General features: G+C 68.7%; 18 protein-coding genes and 4 pseudogenes. 6 read left to right on the top strand and 16 right to left on the bottom strand.

The features are described from left to right. Positions 1–16: 16 nt before the first annotated feature. The 4 genes from ACIRVH_RS16705 to ACIRVH_RS16690 all read right to left on the bottom strand — a co-directional run bounded on the left by ACIRVH_RS16705 (position 17) and on the right by ACIRVH_RS16690 (position 2,408). Positions 17–535, bottom strand: coding sequence for a hypothetical protein (locus ACIRVH_RS16705; protein WP_403953354.1), 519 nt, complete (start codon positions 533–535; stop codon positions 17–19). Between the two features lie 133 nt (positions 536–668). Beyond that, positions 669–1,148, bottom strand: coding sequence for a hypothetical protein (locus ACIRVH_RS16700; protein WP_403953352.1), 480 nt, complete (start codon positions 1,146–1,148; stop codon positions 669–671). A 196-nt stretch (positions 1,149–1,344) separates the two neighbouring features. Further along, positions 1,345–1,872, bottom strand: coding sequence for a transposase (locus tag ACIRVH_RS16695; protein WP_403953351.1), 528 nt, complete (start codon positions 1,870–1,872; stop codon positions 1,345–1,347). Further along, complete coding sequence (locus tag ACIRVH_RS16690; RefSeq protein ID WP_403953348.1) at positions 1,869–2,408, bottom strand: winged helix-turn-helix domain-containing protein; 540 nt, start codon at positions 2,406–2,408, stop codon at positions 1,869–1,871. Before ACIRVH_RS16690 ends, ACIRVH_RS16695 begins: the two co-directional genes overlap by 4 nt. 64 nt (positions 2,409–2,472) lie before the next feature. On the opposite strand from ACIRVH_RS16690, the pseudogene ACIRVH_RS16685 reads away from it, so the two are divergent. Beyond that, positions 2,473–3,162 (top strand): annotated as a pseudogene (locus tag ACIRVH_RS16685) (UvrD-helicase domain-containing protein); the annotation flags it as partial. Positions 3,163–3,173: 11 nt separating this feature from the next. Here ACIRVH_RS16685 and ACIRVH_RS16680 read toward each other — a convergent pair. From ACIRVH_RS16680 to ACIRVH_RS16660, 5 genes and pseudogenes are all read right to left on the bottom strand, one after another. Beyond that, a protein-coding gene (locus tag ACIRVH_RS16680) for an IS5 family transposase (RefSeq protein ID WP_403953345.1) occupies positions 3,174–3,985 on the bottom strand; the annotation gives its coding sequence in 2 pieces (ribosomal slippage) (positions 3,174–3,632 and positions 3,635–3,985; 810 coding nt in all). A gap of 500 nt (positions 3,986–4,485) precedes the next feature. Beyond that, positions 4,486–5,273 (bottom strand): annotated as a pseudogene (istB, locus tag ACIRVH_RS16675) (IS21-like element helper ATPase IstB). Continuing rightward, a complete protein-coding gene (locus tag ACIRVH_RS16670; protein WP_403953343.1) occupies positions 5,270–5,884 on the bottom strand; it encodes a hypothetical protein in 615 nt (204 codons plus the stop codon). Before ACIRVH_RS16670 ends, istB begins: the two are co-directional and overlap by 4 nt. Before the next feature lie 18 nt (positions 5,885–5,902). Next, a pseudogene (locus ACIRVH_RS16665) lies at positions 5,903–8,333 on the bottom strand (glycoside hydrolase family 65 protein). 56 nt (positions 8,334–8,389) lie between these two features. After that, positions 8,390–9,265, bottom strand: a complete 876-nt coding sequence (locus ACIRVH_RS16660; protein WP_403953936.1) for a universal stress protein — start codon at positions 9,263–9,265, stop codon at positions 8,390–8,392. A gap of 196 nt (positions 9,266–9,461) precedes the next feature. Here ACIRVH_RS16660 and ACIRVH_RS16655 point away from each other — a divergent pair, with 196 nt between their 5' ends. Beyond that, entirely contained in the window at positions 9,462–10,139 is a 678-nt protein-coding gene (locus ACIRVH_RS16655; RefSeq protein ID WP_403953340.1) for a CBS domain-containing protein, read from the top strand. Between the two features lie 230 nt (positions 10,140–10,369). On the opposite strand, the gene ACIRVH_RS16650 is transcribed toward ACIRVH_RS16655, so the two are convergent. After that, positions 10,370–11,290 (bottom strand): pyridoxamine 5'-phosphate oxidase family protein, encoded by a 921-nt coding sequence (locus tag ACIRVH_RS16650; protein WP_403953337.1) that lies wholly within the window; start codon positions 11,288–11,290, stop codon positions 10,370–10,372. A 117-nt stretch (positions 11,291–11,407) separates the two neighbouring features. Here ACIRVH_RS16650 and ACIRVH_RS16645 point away from each other — a divergent pair, with 117 nt between their 5' ends. Continuing rightward, positions 11,408–12,082: a CBS domain-containing protein gene (locus tag ACIRVH_RS16645; protein ID WP_403953335.1), complete on the top strand. Its 675-nt coding sequence runs from the start codon at positions 11,408–11,410 to the stop codon at positions 12,080–12,082. Between the two features lie 76 nt (positions 12,083–12,158). On the opposite strand, the gene ACIRVH_RS16640 is transcribed toward ACIRVH_RS16645, so the two are convergent. Continuing rightward, the gene (locus ACIRVH_RS16640; RefSeq protein WP_403953332.1) at positions 12,159–12,977 is read right to left on the bottom strand and encodes a universal stress protein; all 819 of its coding nucleotides are present in this window, start codon (positions 12,975–12,977) and stop codon (positions 12,159–12,161) included. A 195-nt stretch (positions 12,978–13,172) separates the two neighbouring features. Here ACIRVH_RS16640 and ACIRVH_RS16635 point away from each other — a divergent pair. The 3 genes and pseudogenes from ACIRVH_RS16635 to ACIRVH_RS16625 form a co-directional block, all read left to right on the top strand. Further along, positions 13,173–13,316, top strand: a pseudogene (locus tag ACIRVH_RS16635) (universal stress protein); the annotation flags it as partial. A gap of 19 nt (positions 13,317–13,335) precedes the next feature. After that, positions 13,336–14,907 carry an AAA family ATPase gene (locus ACIRVH_RS16630; RefSeq protein ID WP_403953330.1) on the top strand — a complete coding sequence of 524 codons (1,572 nt, stop codon included), beginning with the start codon at positions 13,336–13,338 and terminating at the stop codon, positions 14,905–14,907. 74 nt (positions 14,908–14,981) lie between these two features. After that, positions 14,982–16,010 carry an alcohol dehydrogenase catalytic domain-containing protein gene (locus tag ACIRVH_RS16625; RefSeq protein WP_403953933.1) on the top strand — a complete coding sequence of 343 codons (1,029 nt, stop codon included), beginning with the start codon at positions 14,982–14,984 and terminating at the stop codon, positions 16,008–16,010. Positions 16,011–16,062: 52 nt separating this feature from the next. Here the strand turns inward: ACIRVH_RS16625 and ACIRVH_RS16620 are convergent, their stop codons facing one another. The 5 genes from ACIRVH_RS16620 to ACIRVH_RS16600 all read right to left on the bottom strand — a co-directional run bounded on the left by ACIRVH_RS16620 (position 16,063) and on the right by ACIRVH_RS16600 (position 19,534). After that, complete coding sequence (locus ACIRVH_RS16620; RefSeq protein WP_403953327.1) at positions 16,063–16,830, bottom strand: STAS/SEC14 domain-containing protein; 768 nt, start codon at positions 16,828–16,830, stop codon at positions 16,063–16,065. Between the two features lie 52 nt (positions 16,831–16,882). Continuing rightward, complete coding sequence (locus ACIRVH_RS16615; protein ID WP_403953325.1) at positions 16,883–17,101, bottom strand: CBS domain-containing protein; 219 nt, start codon at positions 17,099–17,101, stop codon at positions 16,883–16,885. Positions 17,102–17,344: 243 nt separating this feature from the next. Beyond that, positions 17,345–17,632 (bottom strand): DUF1876 domain-containing protein, encoded by a 288-nt coding sequence (locus ACIRVH_RS16610; RefSeq protein WP_403953323.1) that lies wholly within the window; start codon positions 17,630–17,632, stop codon positions 17,345–17,347. 55 nt (positions 17,633–17,687) lie between these two features. Then, complete coding sequence (locus ACIRVH_RS16605; RefSeq protein ID WP_403953320.1) at positions 17,688–17,963, bottom strand: acyl carrier protein; 276 nt, start codon at positions 17,961–17,963, stop codon at positions 17,688–17,690. Positions 17,964–17,968: 5 nt separating this feature from the next. Next, positions 17,969–19,534, bottom strand: a complete 1,566-nt coding sequence (locus ACIRVH_RS16600; RefSeq protein WP_403953317.1) for a 2-oxo acid dehydrogenase subunit E2 — start codon at positions 19,532–19,534, stop codon at positions 17,969–17,971.

Below are 19,534 nucleotides of genomic sequence, written 5' to 3'. Positions count from 1 at the left end.
TTATCGTTCCGGGAGTTCACGCCTTCGCCTCTGCCGTCCGGTGAGCGAGCGCGAACAGTCCGGGCTGGTCCTCTCTCAGCCAGCCCCGCTCTACCAGCTGTTTCAGCTTCCCCCGCGTCCCCTCGATCTTCGCCGTCACCGCCGGCAGCCCGATCCTCGGCACGATCTGCTTGGCCTGCATCGGATCCGATGCGTCCGCCACGACCTCCACGATGTCGCGGTACACATCCGGCAGTACATCCACCGACAGCCCCTCCCGCCCGTGCGGCACCATGATCGCCCCAACCACCCGCACCGGCTGGTCACCGGCCGTCGGCTTCACCGGTTGCTCGGCGACCGAGGCCCAGTCCGAACTGGACATCTCCGCGACCACCTCGGCCACCGTCTCCCGCAGCCGCGACCACGTCTCCCGCTCGGCCTCCAGTCGCGCCGTCAACTCCGCGATCTGCGACTCAAGCTCCTCCACCCGCACCCGGGCAGCCGCCTCCCGGGCTAGCGTGGTTGCCGATCCTCCGCTTGGGCCAGCGATACCCATGCATCCGCAATGCACCTGACATAGGCAGTGTGTCTCTACCGGGGTGGTCTTTGGGGACCACAGTTCCGGCGAGATCAGACGCCACCCCAGCCCGCGCGTGACTGTAGGGGCGGCACGGAGTTCTGTCATTTGCTCAGCCGTACAGAACGGTAAGGGATGCGAGGAGGAGTGCGGCTGCGGCGGACAGTCCCAGGATCCGGTAGGGGCGCCATACCGTCAGCGCCAGTGCGGCGGCCCACGCCGCTCCTGCGACGGTGGCCGGCCACAATCCGGCCACTGACTCCACGGCGTCCAGCGGGAACGGTGCCAGCAGGAGTGTCGGCGGGATCACCGCTAGCCGGGGTTGGATGCCCAGAAGTCGATACGCCACGATCAGCCCCACGAGCGCGATGGCGAACGAGGCGAGGAGCGACACGTCCGGCCACACCGTCATGCAGAAGCCCGGCGCGTTGGCGCAGGTGCGGGTGTCGTAGCGGTACGCCGAGTCCACCAACCCGAGCGACAGGTACGTGAGAGCGGCACCGGTTCCGGCGGCACCCGCGACGCGCGTGGCCAGTCCCCTACCAGAAGGCGAAGCGCGCTCGTCGTGGCGCTGCACAGAAGTAGTGTCCATGACAGCATCGTTGCGCTTCATCGCGGCCTGGGGCCTGAGTACGCGTACTCAGGCCCCAGCTCGGCGAAGGAAGGACCGGTCCTACAGGTCCTTCCCCTCCCTGTGCGGATTTTCTACATCAGCGCCTGTTCCAGCACGTTCGCGTAGAGGCGGGCTCCCGCGATCTTCGGGTGGAAGGACGCGATGTTCGACGCGATCAGCGGTCCAGGGCCAGGCCGGTGCCGGTGAGACAGCCGTCGATCACGTGGGGTCGGTACTGCAGCATCTTGAGCTTGCGCTTCACAGCGCGGGTGATCTGGCCCAGGTCGGCGGCGGCGAGGTTGCCGATGTCGCGCTTGACCAGGAACCACACGCCTTCTTGCGGGTTCAGGTCGGGGGCGTAGGTGGGCAGTTGGAACACGGTGAGCCAGTCGGCGTTCGCGGCGATGAACTCGTGCAGCGGTGCGGTCAGGTGGATGCGGACGTTGTCCCAGACCAGCACGATCGGTCCGCCGAGCTGGATGCGGGCGCGGACCAGCAGGTCGCGGAAGTCCCGCCAGCCGAAGCCCTTCGGTTGGTCCTTGCGCCCGTTGTACTCGCGGACCGAGTAGATCAGTCGGGACCGCTCGCCCGGCTTGTAGCAGGTCATGCCCGCCATCGACACTCGTCCCGAGCCCCGGCCCCGCACCCGCACTACCGGGGTCTGTCCGATCCGGCCCCAGGTCCTGGCACGCGGCGGCGTCATCGACTGGCCGGCCTCGTCCTCAAAGAGGATCCAGCCGCCGCGCGCCGCCGCGACGCTCTTACCCGCGGCCAGACCTCCTTCTTCCAGAGTTCTACCGCGTCGTCGTCACGCTCGATCGCGCGGCGAGTGGGCTGCTGCCAGGACCACCCATGCCGCTTCAACAGTCGCCACGTGCCCTCCACCGTGTAGGAGACGTGGAACAGTCGCCCGATCAAGTTCTTGACGCGCGCGAGAGTCCATCGCTGGTCAACCCAGCCATGTGCGAGCGGGCCGCGCTCCAACTCCCGCTCCAGCCGGGCGATCTGCTTGTCAGAGAGCCTGGGGCGCCCGGGCGAACCCTTCGAGGCGACATCAGCCGCACCGCCTTCGCGCCACTGCCGTCTCCACCGCTCCACCGATCGCTCTGACACGCGCAGCGCAGTGGCAACAGCGCGGTTCGTCGCCCCGGCCTCGAACCGGGTCACCGCATCGAGGCGCACCCGCTCCCGGGCGTCCCTCTCAGCGTCGGTCAAGCCACCGCCCTGCGCATACCTCACAGCGAAAGCAGTACAGCGCCCCAGGCTCACCGCTCAGCCGAACGGCCCGACATCACCCGATCAAGTTCAGTATCTGAAAATGTGGGCGCTCACCGAGCCGAGAATCGATGGTGACTTCCTTCTCCTGGACGAGGCACAGGACACCAACTCGGTCGTGGAGCAGGTGTTCACAGCTCAGGGGGCCCATGCCCAGCTGGTAATGGTCGGCGACTCCGCTCAAGCCATCTATGGCTGGCGTGGGGCACGTGATGTGATGACCGGCTTCGATGCCACCCGCCTCAGCCTGACCCGCTCCTTCCGGTTCGGCCCCCTTCTCGCCGATCAGGCCAATGTGTGGCTCGGACTTGCGGGAGCATCGATCCGGCTGACTGGCACGGAGGCAATCCCGACGGAGATCGGCGACGTCGCATGTCCGGACGCCGTGCTCTGCCGCACCAACATCGGGGCCATGACGGAGGTACTGCGGCTACTCGCGGCCGGACGTCGTGTCGCGTTGTCGCGAAGTGGGGATACGCTCGTTTCGCTCGCGATCGCCGCCAGGGCTCTCAAGGACGGCCGCCCCACCTCCCATCCCGAGTTGTTCCTCTTCTCCTCATGGGGCGAGCTGCAGGACTATGCGCAGTACGATCCTGCTGGCCGGGATCTGCAGCCGTTCGTGGAACTCGTGGACACTCACGGTCCAGAGGCCATCATCGCTGCAGTCAATGCCCTGACCGACGAAGACCAGGCGGATGTCGTCGTCTCCACAGCTCATAACAGGCCATTTCATTTGGGGAGTCTGCGGTAGCAGATGAGTGTGGCAGCGATCGCGGTGAAGGCCATGAAGTGTTCGGCTTTGCGTTCGTAGCGACGGTGTAGTCGTCGGCATCCGCTGAGCCAGGCGATGGTGCGTTCTACGACCCACCGATGCCGGCCGAGGCGTTGGGAGTTCTCGACTCCGCGACGGGCGATACGTGGTGTGATCCCTCGCATCCGTAACCATCGTCGCAGGTGGGGGTAGTCGTATCCCTTGTCTCCGTGGAGTTTCGCCGGGCGGCGCCGACGTGGGCCACGGCGTGAACGGATAGGCGGTATGCCTCTGACGAGTGGCTCGAAGGCCTGGCTGTCGTGCACGTTGGCGCCGGAGACGCCGATGGAAAGAGGCAGGCCGTTCCGGTCGACGATGAGGTGGATTTTCGATCCACTCTTGCCACGGTCGGTCGGATTCGGTCCCGTCAGCGGCCCCCTTTGACCGCGCGGACGCTGACGGAGTCGATGGCGCACCGCGACCAGTCGAGCTCTCCCTGACCGCCGAGTTCGTCGAGCACCAGGCGGTGCAGTTTGGCCCAGACACGGGCCTGGGACCACTCGGTGAACCGCCGGAACGCGGTGACGCCCGACGGTCCGAACCCAGGCGGCAACTGGTTCCATGTGCAGCCTGACGTGGCCACGAACACGATCGCGGCCAGAACCTCCCGGTCACCGTGCGACCGACGGCGGCCTCCGCCCTGCGGTCGTTCCGGCGCCGGCGGTGCCACCCTCTGAAAGAGCTCCCACAAACCGTCAGGCACCAACCGCTCGACAAGCTCGTTCGCCATACGGCCAGCATCCCGCAAGATCACACCAAACGAAATGGCCTGTTAACGCTTTGGCCGGGCTGTGGTGGGCGGACCCGGCCGCTGGCTATGTGCTGGTGTACTACGCGGCCCGCGAAGTGAAAGAGATCTTCGGAAACCAAGTGAACCAGTAGGCTCTGACCGCCCTCCGCTCAAGGAAGATGTCACGGATGCCCCCCAGAACGCTCCCTCCGGCCCGCCTCCCGCCCCATCGCAGGAACAACTGATCCAGGAGGTTCTTGCCCGCTTCGACGCCTATGCCCGGCTGCGGGGGCGATGCGACAGCGTTTTCGATTCCGCCCGGCCCTCCCCGCAGGAGGAACAGCGCGCCTTTGATGGTCTCTGGCAGGCGGTCACAAAGCTGCGCAGCACTGTCCAGACAGGCCAGTAGGTGCCCCCGACCTGCGACGTCGGACAGCGATGACGGCTGAAGGGTTCTGAGCCGGTCGGCTGCCGGGTGGCCTCTCCGGTGTGGCGCCCGGTCAGCCGGCCTGGGCTTGTTCGGCGTGCGCCTTGGTGTGAGCGAGGCGGTAGGACTCGGTGCCGGTCTGGATGATGGCGCCGTTGAAGGTCAGCCGGTCGACGATGGCTGCGCAGAGCCGCGGATCGGTGAATGTCTTCGTTCACCGCTGAAACTCTCGTTCGAAGCGATGGCGACGCTGTTCTTCTCCTCTCGTTCGGTCAGAACCTGAAACAGCAGCTCAGCGCGCCTACGGTCAAGCTCCATGTAGCCGAGTTCATCAATGCGTAAAAGATCGACTCGGCCGTAGCGGGCGATCGTCTTCGACAGCTGCTTCTCGTCGGCCGCTTCCACCAGCTCGTTCACGAGCTTGGTGGCCAGCACGTAGCGGACGCGGAAGCCGTGCATCGCAGCCTCGGTGCCCAGGGCGATCAGCAGGTGGGACTTTCCGGTGCCGGAGTCGCCGATCAGGCAGAGCGGCTCCCCCTTCTTGACTCACTCGCAGGTCGCGAGGGTGTTCACGGTCGCCGGGTCGATGTTGGAGTTCGCCTCGAAGTCGAACGCCCGCAGGCTCTTGTCCCGGGGAAAGGAAGCGGCCTTGATCCGGCGCTCGGAACGCCGGCGGGCCCGGTCGTCGCACTCTGCCAGCAGCAGTTCGGCGAGGAACGCCCGATACGACATCTGATCGCGGGCGGCGCCTTCGGCGAGGTCGGTGAACTGCTGGCGGATGGACGGCAGCCTGAGCATGCGGCATGCATGGTCGATCGAGGCGGTGGCGGCTTCTTCGGCCAGTCCGCGCTTGCGGTTCATGATCCCTCTTTCTCGCCGGCCGTGCGGCCGTGCCGGTGCAGGAGCTGGTCGCAGTGGGCCACCGACGGCAGCGGCCGGGTGTCGGGCGGGAGATGGGACAGCTTCCAGTCGGACAGGAATGTGACCGTCCCGCCGGTCTCTTCGTGCGGCGGGACGGGACGGGCGGTGGGCTTCGCGGGCTCGGTGAAGGTCTCGCCTTCGGCAGCTTTGCGGGCCTCGAGTGCGACCGCGTCCGCAGTCAGGGCGCCGGCCCGGTGGGCCGCCGCGAGTCCGGCGACGACGTGTTCGTGTTCCATGTGGCGGCCCAGCAGCAGCACCTCGATCAGGGCCCGGGTGCCGGCCGCCTCGCCGTGGGCAGCGCAGGCCGCGGTCCACCAGGCTTCATGAACGGGGGTGAACTTCCCTGCTGCTTTGGCCTGTTCGAGGGCGGTCGCTCCGGGGAAGGCGCCCGGCTTGCGCAGGAGGGCCTCCAGGTAGTGGTCCAGAACCAGGCGGGATTCGCCCCGGCCGCTGAGGCGTTCGCGGTGGGCGACCACGGTACGGCCGTCATAGACGACCAGGTCGTTGGCGTGCAGCCGCTCCAGAAACGGTTGAACGCCGATCGCAGGCATCAGCTCGCAGGCGCGAGGTCAGGAGTAACGTGAGGGGCGGTCCGGGACGAGGTCCGGCACTACGAGTGAGCAGGTGTCCCCAGGCGCGATGGTCACCGCCCGGTCGGCCAGCATCACCCGGATCGGCGACTCCTCCGAGTCCGGCACGCTGATCTCCAGCTGCCCGCTCCGGCGGCGTATGCCTACGCCCCAGTGACCGCGATAGTGCATCGTGAACCCGTACTCGGAGAGCGCCGGGAGCGGTACCGGGTCCAGCCACAGCGCGTCCTCATGTGTCTCCAGCCCCGACAGGCCGCGCTGGACCAGATCGAGGGTCCCGGCCATGGCCCCGAGATGGACACCTTCGCCGGTCGTGCCGCCCTGGATATCCGCGATGTCCGCCTCCAGGGCCTCGTGCACGTACTGCCATGCCTCGGCCCGTCTGGCCCTGGCGAGGACCAGGCCGTGGACGAGCCCGCTGAGAGTGGAGCCGTGGCTGGTGCGCTGCAGGTAGTAGTCCACCGTCCTCCGCCAGACGTCGTCGTCCAGGTCGTACCCGAGACGCCGGAACAGGGCCCGCAGTTCGGAGGGCGAGAACAGGTAGCCGAGCATGAGAACGTCGGCCTGCTTGGACGCCTTGTAGCGGTTGACCGAGTCGTCCTCGGCCTCCAGGATCCGGTCCAAGCCGGCGGATGATGCCGTAGCGCGCACAGTAGGCGTCCCAGTCCAGTTCCGCGAGGTCGTCGTAGCCCTCGAACTGGCTGATGAGGCCCTGGTGGAACGGCACGCGCAAACGACGGGAGACCTCCTCCCATTTCGGCAGCTCGTCGGCGTTCAGCCGGAGCCGGTCGAACAGTTCCTCGCGGCGCCATGCGGGAAGGCGCCGCATGAGTTCCAGGGCGCTGGTGAGGACCCAGGCGGCAGCGACGTTGGTGTATGCATTGTCATCCAGTCCCGGCAGGGCAGCCCCTGGGTAGCTGTCGTGGTACTCGTCCGGGCCGACGACTCCACGGATTCGGTAACGGTTCCTGTCGGAGTCGAAGACGGCGAGGTCTGCCCAGAAACGGGCGATGTGCAGCAGCATCTCCGCGCCCCTCGTGTGGAGGTACTCGGTATCACCGGTGGCCTCGCAGTAATGCCAGACGTTGTAGGCGATCGCCGAGCCCACGTGGTGCTGGAGGCGGGAGTGGTCGGGCAGCCAGCGGCCCGAGGCGGGGTTGAGATGCCATTCCTGAGATTCCTCACGGCCGTCGCTGCCGCTCTGCCACGGGTACATCGCCCCGGCCCGACCGCTCGCGGCGGCTGCCCGGCAGGCCCGCGGCAGGCGTCGGTAGCGGTAGTTCAGCAGCGCCCGGGACACTTCCGGCAAGTGCAGGTTGAGATACGGCAGAACGAAGAGCCCGTCCCAGAAGACGTGACCGCGATATGCCTCGCCGTGCAGGCCCCGGGCGGGCACCCCCACATCCAGATCCGCGGTGTGCGGTGACAGTGTCTGCAGGACATGGAAGAGGTGGAAACGGAGGATGCGGCCGGCCTCGCCGGGGACCTGGAGGTCCGCGCGCCGCCACAGCCGCTCCCACGCGGCGACATGGGAGTCCAGCAGGGCGGTGAAGTCCGCCGCTGTGGACACCCGGTCGACCGCTTCGCCGAGCGGGTCGCTGATCGCCGTGTCCCGTGAGGTGTGCAGGGCCACCGTCTTTTCCACGGTGACGGGCCGGCCGGGGGAGATCGGGACCACCAGGCGGTGGACCGCACGGTGACGGGCCGGACGAAGCACCGAAGACGCCAATGCCCCTTCGGCGACGACCGTCGTCCGGGCAGCCAGGGCGACGGCGATGTCCGAAGCGCTGGTCCGGCAGCTCAGCCATACCGTGCCGGGTTCCTCTGCCCCAGTGCGCACATGGGCCACATGCCGGCGGTTCAGGGCGCGGTAACGATGCACATTGCCGTTGATCACCTCCCCGTCGAGGCAGGACTCGATCTCGATCTCTCCCGACCAGTCCTCGGCCGTGAAAACCGTCCGCAGCGCGGCCAGGTGAGGATCCCCCATGTGCACCAGGCGTGTCTGTTCGACGCCGAGCACACATGCCTCGTCGTCCCGATGGCGGAACGTCCGGGTGAGCGTGCCGCGGCGCAGATCCAGAGTGTGCCTGTGGTCCAGGAGAGCATGCGTGTCAGGGGAGAACCACGGGCCCCACTCTCCCTGGGTGCGGCGCCGACGGAATCGGAGAACCAGCCAGTTCGGGAGGTTGACCAGGTCCTCGTTCACCACCTGCCGCCCTGCCGCGGTCGACTCCAGGCGGTTGTAGCACCCGGCCGCGTAGGTTCCCGGGCAGTGCACCAGGCCCGCCCGGCACTCGGGCACCGCGCCCCGCGTGGCGAAGTAGCCGTTGCCGAGCGTGCAGAGCGCTTCACGCAGTTGTTCGACTGCAGGGTCGTAGCCCGTCCACTCCCATGTCCACTCCGACATCCGCCGCCCTTCCCTCTCCTTCGAAGGCCGCTGGGCCCGGGCCCTCGCGGTGAGCTTCAGACCGGTTGGGGGACGACGGCGACCGGGCATTCCGCGTGGTGCAGCAGGGCATGGGCGACTCTGCCGAGCTGCAGGCCGAAGTGACCGTGCCGGCGCTGAGCACCGACGACGATCAGGTCGGCTTCGGCCGATGCCTTCAGGAGGACCCGGTGGGCGGGGCCTTCGACCGGTCGGCGCTGAATGTCGACCTGAGGGTGTTCCCGTGCGGCCTCGCGCAGCGCGTCGTCGAGGCCGGCCGAGGCCCGCTCCTCGCGCAGCCGGGCGGCGTCGTCGGCGATCAGCATGTGGTCCACGGGCTCTTGGGCCGGGTTGCGCCAGGCCCGTACGGCCGTCAGGGCGCAGCCGCGCACCTCGGCTTCGCGGACGGCGAACCGTACGGCGCCCGCGCCACCAGCCGGGTCCCCGACCCCCACCACGACCCGGCCGAAGGTTCCCTGACGGATCGGGTCCCCGCTTCGGACCACGACGACCGGGCACACGGCACGAGCCGCCACCGCAAGGCTGACCGACCCCAGCAGCAGCCCCGCGACCTCGCCGTGCCCCCGAGAGCCCGTGACCAGGACGAACGCCTCGGGGCCCGCCCGCAGCAACACGGATACGGCATCGTCCGGCAGTACCTCGCCCGAAGCCTTCACCTCGGGATTGCGAAGTTGGGCACGTTCCATGCTGGAAGCGATGATGTGCTGTGCCATGACCTGCTCCGCAGGACGGTCGGTCCTGAAGGACGGTTGGGCTCCCTCGTATCGCTCCCACAGAGAGCCGTGGACCAGGCGCAGCGGCAGCCCGTGCCGTGCCGCCTCGTCCACCGCCCAGTCGACTGCCAGCAGACTGGAGTCCGATCCGTCGACGCCCACGACCAGCGGGAGTTCCATCGCCGCCACCGCCTTCTCCGTCCGGCTGCCGAGAGCCCCTGTGAATGCCGTCGCACCGTCCGAGTACCGCCGCGACACACCGACCGGGTCTCGCATCGGGCGGCCTCCGGCCGGATTGCGGTCCGCCAGGGCGTGGTGATGCTGGAGTCATACGGCCTGACCGACTCCTCCGGCTCGCCCCTGAAGGACTTAGGACATGCCTGACGCTCCGCACATCGTGAGCGATGTGATGACCCTGCCCGTGGTGGCCGTCGGGCGTGCTGCCCGGTTCAAGGAGATCGTGCGGGCCATGGAACAGCGGCAGGTCAGCGCCGTTCCGGTCGTGGAAGGTGAGGGGCGGGTCGTCGGTGTGGTTTCCGAGGCGGACCTGCTGCCCAAAGAGGAGTTCCGGGGCCGCGACCTCACCCGCCCCGAACGGATCCGTCGCCGGTCCGAACTGGCCAAGGCGGAGGCGCTGACCGCCGAGGAACTGATGAGCAGGCCCGCTGTGACAGTCCGCTCCCACGTCACCCTGGCGCAGGCGGCCCGGATCATGGCTGTGAAACACGTCAAACGGCTGCCCGTGGTCGATGACGAGGGCAGGCTGCGGGGCATCGTCAGCCGTGGCGACCTGCTGAAAGTCTTCCTGCGATCGGACGATGACATTGAGGAGGAAGTCCGTCGCACTGTGGTGGCCTACCTGTTCCCCACGCTCGGTCACGCCATCCACGTGTCCGTGCAGGACGGGGTCGTCACGCTTCGTGGCCCGGTCCAAGACACCTCGCTCATCTGGGTCGCCGAGCGCCTTGTTCGCGCCTTGGAGGGGGTGGTGAGCGTCGAGTCCCGGCTTGGCGGCGAGGATGTCGGCACGGGCGGAGCCCAGACCACGCGGTGACCCGCGCACGCGCGGCGCCTGATTGAAGGTCGCCGAATCCACGAAGCCCAGTACCGAGTAGACGGCCGACCCCCACCTATAGGAAGAGGCTGCGCGCTGTGCATCGACGGGGCGGCCGCAGCGTCATGGGTCAGGGCCGCGCCCGCTCGTCGGACGGTATGTGCCCACCAGACTCCGCTCGCGAGTCGGCGCACCCTGGGAGGGGTGTCTCTTCGGTGACCCGTGGCCGTCTACTGATCGGCCGGGGTTATGCGACGGCCCGTGAGGCTCGTGGGCCGGATCGACACCCACATCTCGCGTTCACCGCCCGCCCACGGCGTGGTGTGGGCGCGTTGGGTGAGCCTGTGCACGGCCTCGGGATCGGTCACGACGCTCGCGCGGCCGACGGCGAGCACGCTCCAGCCCTGACTCAGAGCCTCGTCCACGTGATCGACCTCGAAGGCGACGTCCGTTTCCGCGGCCGCCGCCGCCACGGAGTCGGGCGCGGTCCGGAAGACGATGGCTTCATTGACGACCTCGTAGTTGATCGGGACGACCGCCGGGCGGCCGTCGGACGTCGTCACCGCGATGCGCCCCACCCCATGCGTGGAGAGCAGGGAGCGGCACTCCTCCGGGTCGAGGTCCCGCAGTTGAGGGTGCAGCAGTGCGTAGCCCTGACCTGGTGGGAGATCCATGCCTCCGCCGCGCAGAGCAGCGACCGTAGTGCCCAGTGCGTCGGCCAGCCTGATGAGAGTCGCCAGAGTTGGGTCGGCAGGCCGTTCCTCCAGGTATGCCAGGTAGTCGGACGACATCCGGGCGCGGCGGGCGGCTTCCTCCCGGCTGATTCCCTGTCTCCGGCGTTCGACGGCCACGCGCCGGCCGATGTCGCCAGGGTTGGTTGTCCCGGCCGGCGCGGCAGCTGTGGACACGGCCTCCGCCTCTCCCGTCTCCGGCCGTTGCGCGTGGGTGCTCCCGAGCTGTTCATGCTCGAGGTGCCGGATGCGTGCGTCGGGCCCGGGGAACACGAGCGTCACCTCGTCCGTGTCCGACCAGCGCACATCGTAGGGAGGTGTTCCGTCCTTGTGGTGAAGTCCGACGATCTCGCCGTCGCGCTTGGCGGCGCCGGCCGTAGGACTTTCGATGACCAGTTGGTCGCCGAGGTGAGCTCGCATGATCGCCGCCCTCTCCTCAGAATGGTGCTGTATCCAACCTGCCACGCGGGACAGGCCGCCGCATGGGGTGAGAGCCCCCGGGGCCGCGAGGCGGGCGGCCCGTGTACGGGAGGCACCATGCACCACCGAACGGTCGAGGAGCTCATGACCCGGGACGTCGTACGGGCACGGCGTGACACACCGTTCAAGGAGCTCGTCAGGCTGCTGGCGGAGAACGACGTCACCGCCGTACCTGTGGTGGACGATCTGGACCGGCCCATGGGGGTGGTGTCCGAGGCCGACCTGCTGCGCAAGAGCGCTGACCAGGCCGACCCGTCTGGCAGGGCTCCGGTCCCGAACCTGGAGGCCTGGGAGCGGGCCAAGGCGGAGGGTTCCATCGCCGAGGAACTGATGTCGGCTCCCGCAGTGTGCGCGCGCCCTGAGTGGACTGTGGTCGAGGCCGCTCGCCTCATGGAGGCCCAGCACGTCAAGCGGCTGCCGGTGGTGGACGAGGCAGACCGGCTCCTGGGCATCGTCAGCCGTGGTGACCTGCTACGGGTCTTCCTGCGCCGTGACGATGCCATCCGTGAGGAGATCACGGGGGACGTGTTGCGGCGCACCATGGGCCTCGAACCCTCGGATGTGACGGTCGAGGTGCGCGGCGGGCGGGTCGCCCTCGGCGGTTCCGTGGAGTACAGGAGTCTGATCCCCGTCATTGAGCAGCTGTGCCGTGGTGTCGACGGCGTGGTCTCGGTCGCCGCTGACATCGCGTACCGAGAGGACGACGCCCGCCGTTCCTCCACCGGCACCTGACCAGGACCGCCGCCACGGCTGCTGGGAGGCGCGAGGAAGCCCATCGGCCTTCGACATAGCCTGCTCCAAGAGGTGGTCAGATCTGGGGAACGACCGCGATGGGACACGGCGCGTGATGCAGTACCGCGTGATTGATCAGGCCCAGTTGCAGACCTCGATGCATGAGGCGCGGGCGGGTACCGACGACCAGAAGGTCCGCCCCTGATGCGGCTTCCAGCAGTGTCTGGCGTGCCGGTGCTTCGATCAGGATCCGCTCGACCAGGGAGTCGCGGTACTGTTCCGGCAGGCTGCGCAGGGCGTCGTCGAGCACCTGCGCCGACGGGCGCCGGTGGGCCTCCAGGGGCCACGACGGAGCCTGAGATGTGGCGAAAGCTCCGAACGGCGCGCTCCAGGCGTGCACTGCCATCAGCCGGCACCGTCGCACGTGGGCCTCGCGGAACGCGAACCGGAGGGCCGTGCCGCTGTTCTCTTCGTCCTCGACGCCGACGACAATGGTTCCAAACTGGGCGTCCCGGTGCTCTGCTGTGCCGCGGACCACGACGACCGGGCAGTCGGCTCGTGCCGCCACGGCGAGGCTGACCGACCCCAGGAGCATCTCGGCGAGGTCTCCGAGCCCTCTTGACCCGAGCACCAGCGCGAAGGCGTTGCGCCCCTTGTCGACCAAGGCGGAGGCCGCGTCCTCATGCACCACCTCGCTCGACAGCCGCACGGGGGCAGCGCCCTTCGTGGCACGTGCCGAGGCAGCGCTGATCACGTCGGAGGTTTCATGGTCCCCACCCGCTGCGTGCAGGACGTGGAGCGGCACCCCGTGCCGGACCGCCCCTTCGGCGGCCCAGTCGACCGCCTCCAGGCTCGCCTCGGATCCGTACACGCCGACCACCAGGGGAATCGTCACCGCCCCTGTCTCCTCTCGTGCCGGATTCCCGTTCCGGGCTCTCCTCCACACGTCCACATGCGCCGCAGAGGGGCTCGGGTGATCCTCGAATGAGAGAACGCATCATGTTCGGCATGCTGGCGACGTCCGGACCATTCACTCGATCGGACTCGTCCACCGTCGCTTCCAGCTTCGTACGAGACGGAGGCCGCCGCCATGCAACCAGTCGTCACCGTCGGCATCGACGGTTCGCCCGAGAGTCTCAGCGCTGCCCACCGGGCCACCGACGGGGCCGAGAAACGTAGGCTCACCCCGCGCCTGCTGCACGCGTGGCCGCTGCCGGCACCAGGACCGGCCCGTGGGCGCCGAGCGGTCGCTCATGACTGAGCCCGAGCTCCGGGGGACATCCGCGCTGCGGTCGGTGCCTCAGGCGGATGCGTCCGGGCACGAGCGCGAGCCGCTGCCGCGCGCAGACGTTCGCGAGACCCACACGGCCATCCTGTTCTTCGTCGGCGACCGCGTCTACAAGGTCAAGAAGCAGGTTGATCTTGGGTTCCTGGACTACACCGCGGCATCGGCTCGCGAGTCCGCCTGCGAGCGAGAAGTCACCCTCAACCGCCGGTTTGCCCCCGACGTCTACCTGGGGGTTGGCGAGTTCCGCAGCCCTGACACACAGGCGCCTGAACCGCTCGTGGTGATGCGCCGTATGCCGGAGGGCCGCCGCCTCTCCCGCCTGGTCCGAGCAGGAGCCGCCGTCGACGATGTCCTCCGGGCCGTCGCACGGAACCTCGCCGCGTGGCACGCGGACGCGCCCCGCGGCCGCGACGTGGCCGAGCAGGGCACGCGTGACGCGCTGTCAGCGCGGTGGGAGGCCGGCTTCCAGCAGGTGCAAGTGCTGGCTGCCGACGGTTTCGTGCTCGACGGGGTGACGGAGGTCGAGCGGCTGGTGCGCCGCTATCTCGCCGGTCGCAAGCCGTTGTTCGACGCCCGCATCGAGCAGGGACGGGTGGTTGACGGCCACGGCGACCTGCTCGCCGACGACATCTTCTGCCTCGACGACGGCCCTCGCGTCCTGGACTGCCTGGAGTTCGACGACCATCTCCGCTACGTCGACGGCCTGGACGACGCCGCCTTCCTAGCCATGGACCTGGAGCGGCTCGGCGCCCAGGAAGCCGCGGCGTACTTCCTCGCCCAGTACGGCGAGTATTCCGGCGATCCGGCGCCTCCGTCCCTGTGGCACCACTACATCGCCTACCGCGCGTTCGTCCGCGCCAAGGTCTCCATGGTCCAGGCCCGTCAGCGCGCGCCTGGGGCGGAGGCGGTGGCGCGGCGGCTCGCTTCTGCGGCACTGCGTCACCTGCGCGCCTCCGCTGTCTGTCTCACCCTCGTCGGCGGACTGCCGGGCAGCGGGAAGTCCACCCTCTCCGGGGCGTTGGCCGACCGGCTGGGGATCACCCTGCTCAGCAGCGACCGCCTCCGCAAGGAACTGGCGGGCATTCCCGCGGAGCAGTCCGCGACGGCCCGCTACGGCGAGGGCATGTACACACCGGAGTGGACGGCCAGAACCTATGGCGCGCTGCTCGATCGCGCAGCCGCCCTGCTGTCCGCCGGCGAGTCCGTCGTCCTGGACGCCACCTGGTCCGATGCGGGACAGCGTGAGGCGGCCTCGCGCGTGGCCGAACGGACCAGCGCCGACCTGGTGGCCCTGCACTGCCACGTGCCGGGCGACGTGTCAGCGGCCCGCCTGACCACGCGCGCTCCCGGCGCATCCGACGCCGGCCCCGAGATCGCCGCCGCGATGGCGGCCACGGAGCCGCCATGGCCCGACGCCGTCGCGGTGGACACCAGTGGTTCATTGGAGTCCGCGGTCGCCCAGGCGCTGGCAGCCGTGCGGCCATGGGGCGCCGGCCAGGCGCCGGTCCTCCGCCGCCCCTACATGGAGCCGGACTGAGGTGCGCGGGCGGCCGTGTTGCCCGGGCGTTCTGCGGGGGTGACCGTGGAGTGGGGGACGAGGGAGTGAGTACCGTGCGAGCGCTCGTCTACCACGGCCCGGCACAGAGCTCCTGGGACACCGTCCAGGACCCTGCCATCCAGGAGGCGACCGACGCGATCGTGCGTGTCGACGCCACCACCGTCTGCGGCAGTGATCTGCACATCCGGCGAGGAGACCTTCCCGAGGTGAAGCCGGGAACGGTCCTCGGCCACGAGGCCGTCGGCGAGGTCGTCGAGGTGGGTGGCGAAGTCCACCACCTGCGCCCCGGGGATGAGGTGATCGTGTCGTCGGTCTCGGCCTGCGGCCACTGCCGGGCATGCCGCGACGCCAAGTACGGACAATGCGGCGAGGGCGGCGGATGGATCCTGGGTTATCTGATCAACGGAACCCAGGCCGAGTTGGTGCGGGTGCCCTTCGCCGAATACTCCACCATCCGACGCCCCTTCGACCTTCCGCTCGACGACGCCGTGCTGCTCGCTGAGCTCCTGCCGACCGCCTACGAGGTCGGAGTGCGGAACGGACATGTGTCCCCGGGAGACACAGTCGTAGTGGTGGGCGCGGGTCCCGTCGGCCTTGCCACGGTGGTCGTCGCCCGGCTCTACTCGCCCCGCCGGATCATCGTGGTGGACCTGGCCGGTGCCCGGCTGGACACTGCCGTCCATGTGGGGGCCGATGTCGCCGAATCGCCCGGCAAGATGATCACCGACCTGGCCGAAGGACCGGGCGCCGACGTGGTCATCGAGGCGTCAGGCGATCCGGACGGGTTCGTGCTGTGCACGCGCGCCGTCCGCACGGGAGGGCACATCGCCAACATCGGTGCGCATGGCAAACCGGCGACGCTGCATCTCGAATCCCTGTGGCGCAAGAACGTGACGATCAGCACCGGCCAGGTGGACACGTCCTCCATACCCAGGCTGCTCGAGCTGATGAGGTTCGGACGCCTGCACGTCGCCCAGTTGGTCACCCACACCTTCGCTCTCGACCGGATGAACGACGCCTACGAGGTGTTCGCACAGGGCACCACCACGGGAGCCCTCAAAGTCGTGCTGCACCGCGAATGAACACGACGCGCGCCCCTGGACGTATGGGCCTGTGCGGAGAGGGGCTGCCACATCAACCCGCATGAACAGGGCTACGGTCGGGCGGGCTCGCGGCCCAGGCGAGGGCGTCGTCGAGCTGGGCGTATCCGAACTGCCTAGCCTCGGATTGGACGAAGTGGTTCGCGATGTGAGGCACGAGGCCGGCGAGCTTGCTGTCGGCCGCCAGCGCGACCCTCCTGACCTTGCGATGATGGTCGCGGACGAAACGTACATGCCGGAGCAGGCTTCCGATGTTCTCCCAGCCCGGAAAGTCGCGAGCGTGCACCACGACACCGGCCAGTTCGTCGTGGGTCTCGAGCCAGCTGTCGACGGTCTGCGCCAGCGCGTCGAAGTCCTGTGCACGCAGGGGTTGTTCCACCTCGACCACCAGCACCTTGGACTCGGGGAGGAGCTGGTGGGACACGCCGGGTCCTTCAGGCAGCGAGACGAGCCAGTGCAGGGCCTCATCGCGTTCCTGGCCGCCGAAGACGCGTACCGGACAGGGCATCAGGAAACTCGCGAGCCGGGTCGACTCCCGGATCCAGCCGGTGTCGCTGACGACCGCGCATCCCTCGAACAGGCGCATGGCGCCGATCCCGACCTTGAGGTCCTCCCACCCGGCTGCCGGGGTGAACGACCGGAATTCCGAGCCGACTTCCCACAGGAGGCGGATGCGGCGGCCTTCCCTGCGCGCGTCGTCGATGAGTGGCTCGATCACCGCTCTGTAGTCGGCCTTCGACACCGTTCCGATCGCCTTCACGGCGTCGACCCCTGGGGGCACGTCCTGGACTCTGTCGAGCATGCCGTTCCTCTCTCGGTGTCGTGCGATGTGGAGCCCCGGCCGACCCGGTCGGTCAGGGGGCTGCGCAGATGACTTCGACAAAATGGCCCACCTGATCCTCGGGGAGGTGACGTGCGAGGTCTGCCTCGCTGGTCATGCCGACGAGGCGATGGTTGTCGATCACCGGCAGCCGGCGGATCTTGTGCTCCTCCATGGCCTCAAGGACCCGGCCCGCATCGGCGCTGGCGTCGACTGTGATCGGCTTGCCCTGCTCCAGCTGGCCGGCGGTCATGGTCCTCGGGTCCTTGCCCTTGGCGACACACTCCTCAAGACCAGTGTGGATTCATCACCTCCCGTGCGCATGCCGCGGAAACCCCCCATCCGACGTTGATGTGGCGGTATGTGTGCAACCGATGTCGAGGACCGCTGGGCCGGGCCCGCGTGGTCGGCCGAGGTGGCAGCGGATGCCAGCGGGGGCGGGGCGAAAGCGCGCCCCTGACATGCGGTTCGGACGTGTCATCGATGATTTATGAATTCATAGGGGCCTTCCAGTCGTCTCATGAGTGCTGAGCCGACGAGAAGCCATGCCTTGGATGTCGCGCTCCGCGGTCTCCAGCAGCTGGTGAGCGAGGTCGACCATGGCCCTGCCTGCCGCCAGGTCGTCACCGATCTCCGGCACGTTCGTGTCCGCCGGATGGCAGTGCGCACTTCCGTGGGCGGTGAGCGCCGCGGTACCGGTGTCCAGCACCAGGTGCGCCTTCGTTGTTCCGTCGTCGTCTTCGAAGAGATGGAGACGTATCTTCCATTCAGCCGTGTGCGACATCGATTCCTCCTCACCGCAGTACGGACCGCAGTGTGCGGATGCAGCGGCCGGAAGCTCACGGCACTGGGCTGGTCCCGTCTTTCGATCTGTCGATCAGGAACCGCGTGGCATCCGCGAGGGTGGTCAGTTCCGGGTAGTCCTCCTCGTCAATACGGATTCCCGTGCGCTCGGACAGCAGTTCCACCAGGCTGAGGAAGTCGAGCGAATCCAGTTCGAGCACGTCACGGAACTTGTCGTCCGGTTCGACCCGAGTGAAGTCGGCGTCCGGGATGATCTGCGTGATCGACTCTTTGACCACCGTCGTGGCCTCCGTGTCGGTCAGGGGCTTCATGCGGCTCACAGCTCCTCCGGTTTCTGCAGCAGTCGGTCGACAGCCGTCAGGTAACGCGCCCCTACGGCACCATCTGTGGCCCGGTGGTCGGCGGCCAGGGTCGCGGTCACCACCGGACGCACACCGAGCATGCCGCCCGTGGCCCAGGGCCGCTCGACGACCGCACCGAAGCCGACCAGGGCCACCTGGGGCGGATGGATGACACCGAACACGGTCTCCACGCCCTGGTCGCCCAGGTTGGTGACGGTCAGGGTGGCGCCGGTCATCTCGCTGCCACGCAGCCGTCCCCGGCGAGCGCGCTGGACCAGGTCCTTGAGGCTGGTCATGAGGGCGTCGGGCGGCAGTGTGTCGGCGCGGTGGATCACCGGCGCGAGCAGTCCACCCTGCCGGAGCGACACCGCGACACCCAGATTGACCTCGGCACCGGGGACGAACCCGTCGTTCTGCCAGTAGCCGTTGAGGCCCGGCACCTCGCGCGCCGCCACCGCGGCAGCCTTCAGTAGCAGGGCGGCTGGCACGAGGCGGTCGGCAGGCGAACGACCGCGGTTGATCCGGCGGAGCCAGCCGTCGGCCGCCGTGAGGTCGATGGTCGTGGACAGGTAGTAGTGCGGGATCTCCCGTTTGGAGCGGCTCATGAGGTCGGCGATGGCACGGCGCATGGTGCCCGTACGTTGTTCCGGCCGTTCGTCGGCCGGTACGGCCATACGCATGCGCTGCTGGCCGTCCGGTAGGTGCTGAGCCGGCCGCTCGGGTTCGTTTCCTCCGGTGCGTGCGCGCATGGCCGCGTGTACGTCCGCCGCATGCACGGCTCCGCCGTCCCCGGTGCCCCGTACCGTCGTCAGGTCGATGCCGAGGTCATGGGCGAGCCTCCGTGCGTACGGGGTGGCCCGCAGCCTGAGCGCGGGGGGAGGCGGGGCGTGCTCCACGTCGGCACGGGTGATCCGTCCGCCAGGTCCGGTTCCGTGAAGTGTCGTCAGGTCGACGCCCCGCAGCTCCGCCAGGTGCCGCACGAGCGGTCCGGCTCCGAGCGCGGATTCCGCCTCGGCGGACAGCTCCGGCGGCAGTTGCGCGGGACTTTCCGCCGCGCGTACGGGCTGCCTGCCGGGCTTCCTTCGGGATTGTGTACGCACCGGCTCCTCGACGGGCCCCGGTTCCGGGATCCCCTTCCGTCGAGGTGTCGGGCGTTTCCCCGTGGCGGGCTCCTGTTCAGCCTCCGCCCGCAGGGGCGTCTTCTGCGAGAGAGATCCCTCGACCGGCTCGGCGGCCATCGGCGGGACTGCCTCGCCTCTGACCATCGCCGCGTCCCCGGATGCGCCCGCCTTCCCGGCGGCCGCGGGTTCGCCCTCGATCACGGCGAGCGGTGTCCCCACCGGCACCCGGGTCCCCGGCGAAACGAGCAGCCGTCCTACGGTGCCCGACTCGAAGCACTCCACCTCGATGGCCGCCTTGTCGGTCTCCACGACTGCCACGACGTCGCCCTTGTGTACCTGGTCCCCGGGGCTCACGAGCCACTCCTGGAGCACTCCCTCGTCCATGTCCGCGCCGAGCGAGGGCATGGTGAACGCAGTCAT

The organism is Streptomyces sp. NPDC101165 (assembly GCF_044768135.1).
Lineage (GTDB): Bacteria > Actinomycetota > Actinomycetes > Streptomycetales > Streptomycetaceae > Streptomyces.
This window is presented reverse-complemented; position numbering and strand designations above follow the sequence as displayed.